Raw genomic sequence first — 5,861 nt, 5'->3', positions numbered from 1 at the left:
CACCCCTAGCCTCTCCCAGGAGGGGATTAGGGGTTAGCCAACGTTTGCCGCCCCCAGAACCTGGGGCGGTGGTTAGGCCTAGGCCAACAGAATTTGGCCTGCGGCATTGACCCCGGCCCCAGGGGTGAACTGGTCGTAGCCCAGCTTAGTTAGACTGGCCTCGATCGCAGCGATGGCGGTCAACAGGTCGCGATCGCAGACAAAGCCCAGATGACCAATGCGAAAGATCTGGCCCTTGAGGTGATCCTGCCCCCCGGCCAGGGCGATGTCAAACTGCTGCTTCATCGTCGAGCGAATTTGCTCTGCGTCTACCCCCTGGGGCATCACGGCGGTGATCGCCGGGCTGGCGCAGTCGTCGGCCCCAAACAGGGGTAGGTTGAGTGCCTTCATGGCGGCGCGGGTGGCTCGCTTGTGGCGATCGTGGCGGGCAAAAATAGCCTCTAGGCCTTCTTTTTGCATCATTTGCAGGGCGGTCTGCAAGGCAAAAAACATATTCACCGGCGGAGTAAACGGCGTTGTGTTCTTGGCTGCCCCCTTGCTGTAGGGCTTTAGATCGAGATAGAACTTGGGCAAAGTCGCCGTTTCGTAGGCCTCCCAGGCCTTGGCGCTGACGCTGACGAAGGCCAGCCCAGGCGGAATCATGTAGCCCTTCTGTGACCCAGACGCCACCACATCCAGGCCCCAGGCATCCACCGGCACCGAGCAGGCCCCCAAACTGGTCACCGCATCGACGATCATCAGCGCCCCGTGGGCTTTGACATGGCGATTGATGGTTTCCAGGTCGTTGAGCACCCCGGTGGAGGTTTCGCTGTGGGTGAGGATCACCGCTTTGATGTCTTTAGCGGTGTCGGCCTCCAGTGCCGCCTTAAAGTCGTCGGGGTTGAGGGGTTTGCCCCACTCGGCGGTAATCTCCTGGGTGACGAGGCCGTAGGCGCGGGCCAGATCGCCCCAGCGTTCACCAAACTTGCCGTTGCGGCCCACCAGCACTTTGTCGCCCGCGCTGAGGAAGTTGATGATGCCTGCCTCCATGGCCCCGGTGCCGCTGGCCGCCAGCACCAGCACGTCGTTTTGGGTCTGGTGCAGCCACTTCAGGTTTTCGGTGACTTCGGCCATCATCGTGCTAAATTCGCCGCTGCGGTGGCCCATGGGGTGCTTGGCCATGGCCAACAGCACCTGCTCTGGTACGGGGGTCGGCCCCGGAATCATCAGCATTAACTTGTTATCCATGCCTGCTACTACCCAACTCTGCAAATGAAGCAACAAACCTTCAGCTTACCAAGTAAGGACGGGAGGTTCTGAATTTCTTCGCGGTGTTGTAAGAAGTGATGGGGAATTTTGGATTTTGGATTTTGGATTGGGAAACTAAAGACTTGGAATGCAATGCCTTCCGGAAAGAGAGCAGTTATCTTTGGTGAATATCTATGAGCCTGGGCCTAGCCTGGGCTTGGTCGGCACTTCATCAGGCAAAACCAGGGCATGAGTGACCACATCTTTATTTCCCACACTACTAAAGATGACCCCACCGTCAGACGCCTGCGGGACATTCTTGAAGCTCACGGCCTCACGACCTGGGTAGACTCCCGCCAGCTCAGCGGCGGCGATCGGCTGTGGTCTGAAGTGGAGGCCGCTATTCGCAGTGCTCGCCACTTTATCGTTGTCCTGACTGTGGATGCTCTGGCGTCTAGCTGGGTACGGGATGAAACTCGTTGGGCTCTCCATCTGGCCCAGGAACGAACAGACGGATTCAAAGTGATCTCCGTGGTGCTGTCGGGGGTTCTGCTGGGGCACCTCAACCGGCTCTTTCCTAAAGACCACGCCCATACTTTTGTCACAGAAGGCACCAATGGCCTGACTGAAGCTATCCCAGCTATTTACGCTGCCCTGGGCGAAGAACTTCCCAACGACCTTCAGCCCGGTGAACCTGTCGAAGTCGAGCCGATAGAGGAACTGCTGCTGGAGCTGAAAAATCCACAAATCGTCGAAAGCGCTGGCGTTAGGCGTGCTACTGCCATTGCCGAACTCACCTATCTCCCTGCCAACAACAGTCGCGCCATCACCAGCCGCCAGTACCATTTCACCGCTCCCCTGGGGCCTGTAGAGCTAGAGGAAATTCGCTGGTACATCGAGAGGTACTATCAGTGGCCTACAGGTGTCTTTAAACAACGGGCAACGCAGACTGAAGAGGCATTACCTCGGTGGGGCCAGCAACTCTATCGGGCTGCTACAATCGCGGATTCTGCCCGAGAACCGTTGGAAGAATGGAAACGTACCAAAGGCGATCGCCGCTTTTCTGTGCAGGTGGATGGAGAACCGCTGGAGGGCACCCCCGACGACGAAGCCGCCTTGTTTCGCGAAGCGGCTAACGATCTGCTTTCTCTACCCTGGGAAATTCTGCACGACGGCGACGGCTACCTTTCCCAAGGGGGCAACGGCGTGCGGGTGCGGCGACGACTGCCTAACCGCAAGCGCACGGAAACGCTGCATACTGACCTGCCCATTCGAGTGCTGCTGATCAGCCCCCGGCCAGAAGTTGATGAGGAAGGCCATGCTGTCGGCTACATCGACCACCGCATCAGCGCCAAAGCCCTGGTGCAGGCGGTAGAAACCTTGGGCGAAGATCTGGTCAAGGTAGATCTGCTCAGCCCGCCGACCTTCCCGGCTATGAAAGCTGCCCTGCAACGGGCCAGGGAAGAAAACGACCCCTACGAAATTGTCCACTTTGACGGTCATGGCGTGTATGACCGGCGCGTCGGGCTGGGGTATCTCTGTTTTGAAGCCCATCGCGATCGCCAAAAACTTGGCAAGCGACTTCTCGAACGGGTGAACGCTCAGGAACTCGCTGCCGAAATGCGGGGCTACGGCGTGCCGCTGATTTTTCTAGAAGCCTGCCAGACCGCCCAGGCCACCGCCGACCCGATGGCCTCGGTTGCTGCCCGACTGCTAGAAGAGGGGGTAGGTTCTGTGGTGGCCATGAGCCATTCGGTGCTGGTAGAAACCGCCCGCCGCTTTGTGGAGCCCTTTTACCGCACCCTGGCCGAGGGCAAACGGGTGGGAGATGCCATGCTGGCCGGGCAGGAGGCCCTCTACGGCGACCCCTACCGCTTCAAGATTATGGGGGCGGGCAACCTGGAGCTGCAAGACTGGTTTGTGCCCGTGCTCTACCAGGATGAAGCCGACCCCCAGCTGTTTACCTTCACCGTGGGGGAAGCGGCGGCCAGATTACAGACTGAGCGGCGACAGAAACAACTGGGCGATCTCCCCCCAGAACCGCAGCACCACTTTGTCGGTCGCAGCCGCCAACTGCTGCACCTGGAGCGTCTGCTCCAGCAGGAACCCTACGCCGTGGTTCGCGGCAGCGGCGGCCTGGGCAAAACCGCCCTGGCGACGGAAATCGCCCGCTGGCTGGTGCAGTCGGGCCGGTTTCAGCGCGCCGCCTTTGTCAGTGTGGAGCCCCAGAACGTGCAGGATGTGAAGGGCGTGCTGCAAGCGATCGGCGGGCAACTGGTAACGGGTTATCTGGTGGCCCAGTACGGCGACGACCTCGCCGCCGCCCTGCAGCCCATCGAACGCGCCCTGCGGGACTACCCCACGGTGGTCGTGCTCGACAACATGGAAAGCGTGCTGCCCGATAGCGAAGGCAACAACCCCGCTGGCGTGGCGGATGTGACTGAACTGCTGGCCCTCTGCCAGAAACTGCTTGCCGCCGACTCTCGCTGCCGCCTACTGTTCACCAGCCGCGAACCCCTGCCCGCCCCCTTTGCCAAGGCCAAATGCACGGTGGAACTGGGACGGCTGAGCGAAGTCGAAGCGGTGCGACTTGTCGAACAGGTGATGGCCCAACACGGCTGGGAGCCCCCCGCCAGCGACAACGCCACCACCCCGAAGGAGATTACTGAACTGGTGGAAACCGTAAATCGTCACTCCCGCGCCCTGGTGCTGCTGGCGAGGGAAGTGGCGAAGGGAGTGCGAGCGACGACGCGGAATCTGGCCCAGTTGATGGCGAAGCTGGAGGCGGAGAATCCGGGCGATCGGGAGAACTCGCTATATGCCAGCGTGGAGCTGTCGCTGAGGCGATTGCCAAGCAATATCCGGTGGCAGGTAAATCGACTGGCTGTGTTCCATGAAGGAGGGCAATTAGGAATTCTAGCTGCCGTGATGGGAGTAGCTGATGCCGAAACAGTCCAAGCCATCGCGGTTATGCTGGCTGAGGTAGGCTTGGCAGAAATACATGAGTACGGCTACCTACGTTTAGATCCAGCCCTTTCAGCATACTTGCGATCATCTCAGCCTCCAGAACAGTTAACCGATCTGGCTGGCGACTGGGCTGAGGCGATGATGCAAATGGTGGCTTATCTAAATCAACAGTGGAATGAGAACACTCAGCTAGCCAACCGACTGACGCTGCTAGATTTACCTAACTTGATGGCCCTGCTGAAGTGGCTAGACCATCAACTTACCAAAGATAGCTCGACTGCAGAGCAAGCAGCGAGTAAGGCTGGAATGATTGAGCAACTGCTGTCCAACCTGAACCGATCCCAGGCTCTTGCCCAGGCGATCGCTTTGCGCAAGAGAGCTGTATTGTCTATACCAAAATGGGGACCTACCCATTTTCAAAATGAGCGCTTACAGGTTGAACAATGGCTTGCCCAAGGACAGTCACAGGCAGCCTGCGATCAAGCGCAGTCACTATTGCACAAAGCCCAAAAAGCGGGGTCTACTGCCTACGGCTGGGCAGACTTTGACTTGGCAATGGCCCACTTCTTGCTCGGTCGGGCACTTAAAGCAGGAGGTAAGGCAGCTCCAGCTCTAGAGCTTCTTATAAAGACCCAGAAACTTTTTGAGGCGATAGTTGAGCGAGGAGAGAGAGCATGTATGGCTGTCTCTATCCTGGAGACAGAACGCATGGCTTCAGTTTGCCTGATTGAGCAGGCTGACTGTTTGCAGGCGTTGGGACGGCTAGAGGAAGCAGCAGAAAAGTATGAAGTAGCAATACTACGGCACAAAAATCGTAAGTCTTGGCGGGATGTAGCGATAGGCAAGGCCCAACTGGCTTCGGTGAGACTCTTGCAGGGGCAAGTTAGTGAGGCAATCGCAGGTCACGAAGAAGCCCGCACTTTTTTCGAGCAGCAAAACGAACCCGCCTCAGTAGCCAATGCTTGGTATCAAATTGGCAAGGCACATCATATGACGAACAACTACGAGGCCGCCGAAGCCGCCTATCGACAGTCTTTGGCAATAAGAACCCAACTTAATAGCCGAGCCGGGCAGGCAGAAAACTTGAATCAGTTGGGAGAACTCTATGAAAACTGCCTGAACCGACTAGAGGAAGCAATTGTTTTTTACCGGCAGGCGAGGGATATTTTTATTGAACTAGAGATATTTCACGAAAGCTTCGCACGCAACAACATTGCTAACGCCCTGTGCAAACTCCAGCGATACGACGAAGCACGAGGAGAGGTTTTGACAACAATTGAGTGCAACAGAAGGTTTGGCAATTTTGCTCAGCCCTGGAAATCCTTCGGTATTCTACACAATATTGAAACCGCGACCAGTAACCCTAAAGCTGCTCGGTCAGCTTGGATTCATGCCCGTGATGCTTACCTAGCCTATCGACAGCAAGGAGGCTACATCCAGGGAGGTGGTAACAAACTGATAGACATTGTTCTAAACCTTGTGGCTCAGCAGCAGCTTGATAAAGTTCAGTCTGTGTTTAATCTGTTGACCAACGACCCAAAAACACCCGACTCCCTTAGGCAGCTCATCCAGGCGATGGTCGCCATCCTCAACGGCTCCCGCGACCCGGCCCTGGCCGATGACCCCGCCCTCGATTACGCCGACGCAGCGGAGGTGTTGTTCTTGAT

2 protein-coding genes are annotated in these 5,861 nt (G+C 57.5%); one reads left to right on the top strand and one right to left on the bottom strand.

Translation table 11 applies throughout. The annotated features are described in order from the left end of the window. Positions 1-78: 78 nt before the first annotated feature. Positions 79-1,227, bottom strand: coding sequence for an alanine--glyoxylate aminotransferase family protein (locus IQ254_RS29220; RefSeq protein WP_193969667.1), 1,149 nt, complete (start codon positions 1,225-1,227; stop codon positions 79-81). A gap of 249 nt (positions 1,228-1,476) precedes the next feature. Between IQ254_RS29220 and IQ254_RS29215 the strand changes: the two genes are divergently transcribed. After that, positions 1,477-5,861: CHAT domain-containing protein (locus tag IQ254_RS29215; RefSeq protein ID WP_193969666.1), on the top strand; the 4,385-nt coding region annotated here is incomplete at its 3' end.

Source organism: Nodosilinea sp. LEGE 07088 (genome assembly GCF_015207395.1).
Taxonomy (GTDB): domain Bacteria; phylum Cyanobacteriota; class Cyanobacteriia; order Phormidesmidales; family Phormidesmidaceae; genus Nodosilinea.
Note: the sequence above shows the minus strand (reverse complement) of the source record. Positions and strands in the feature narration are given on the sequence as shown.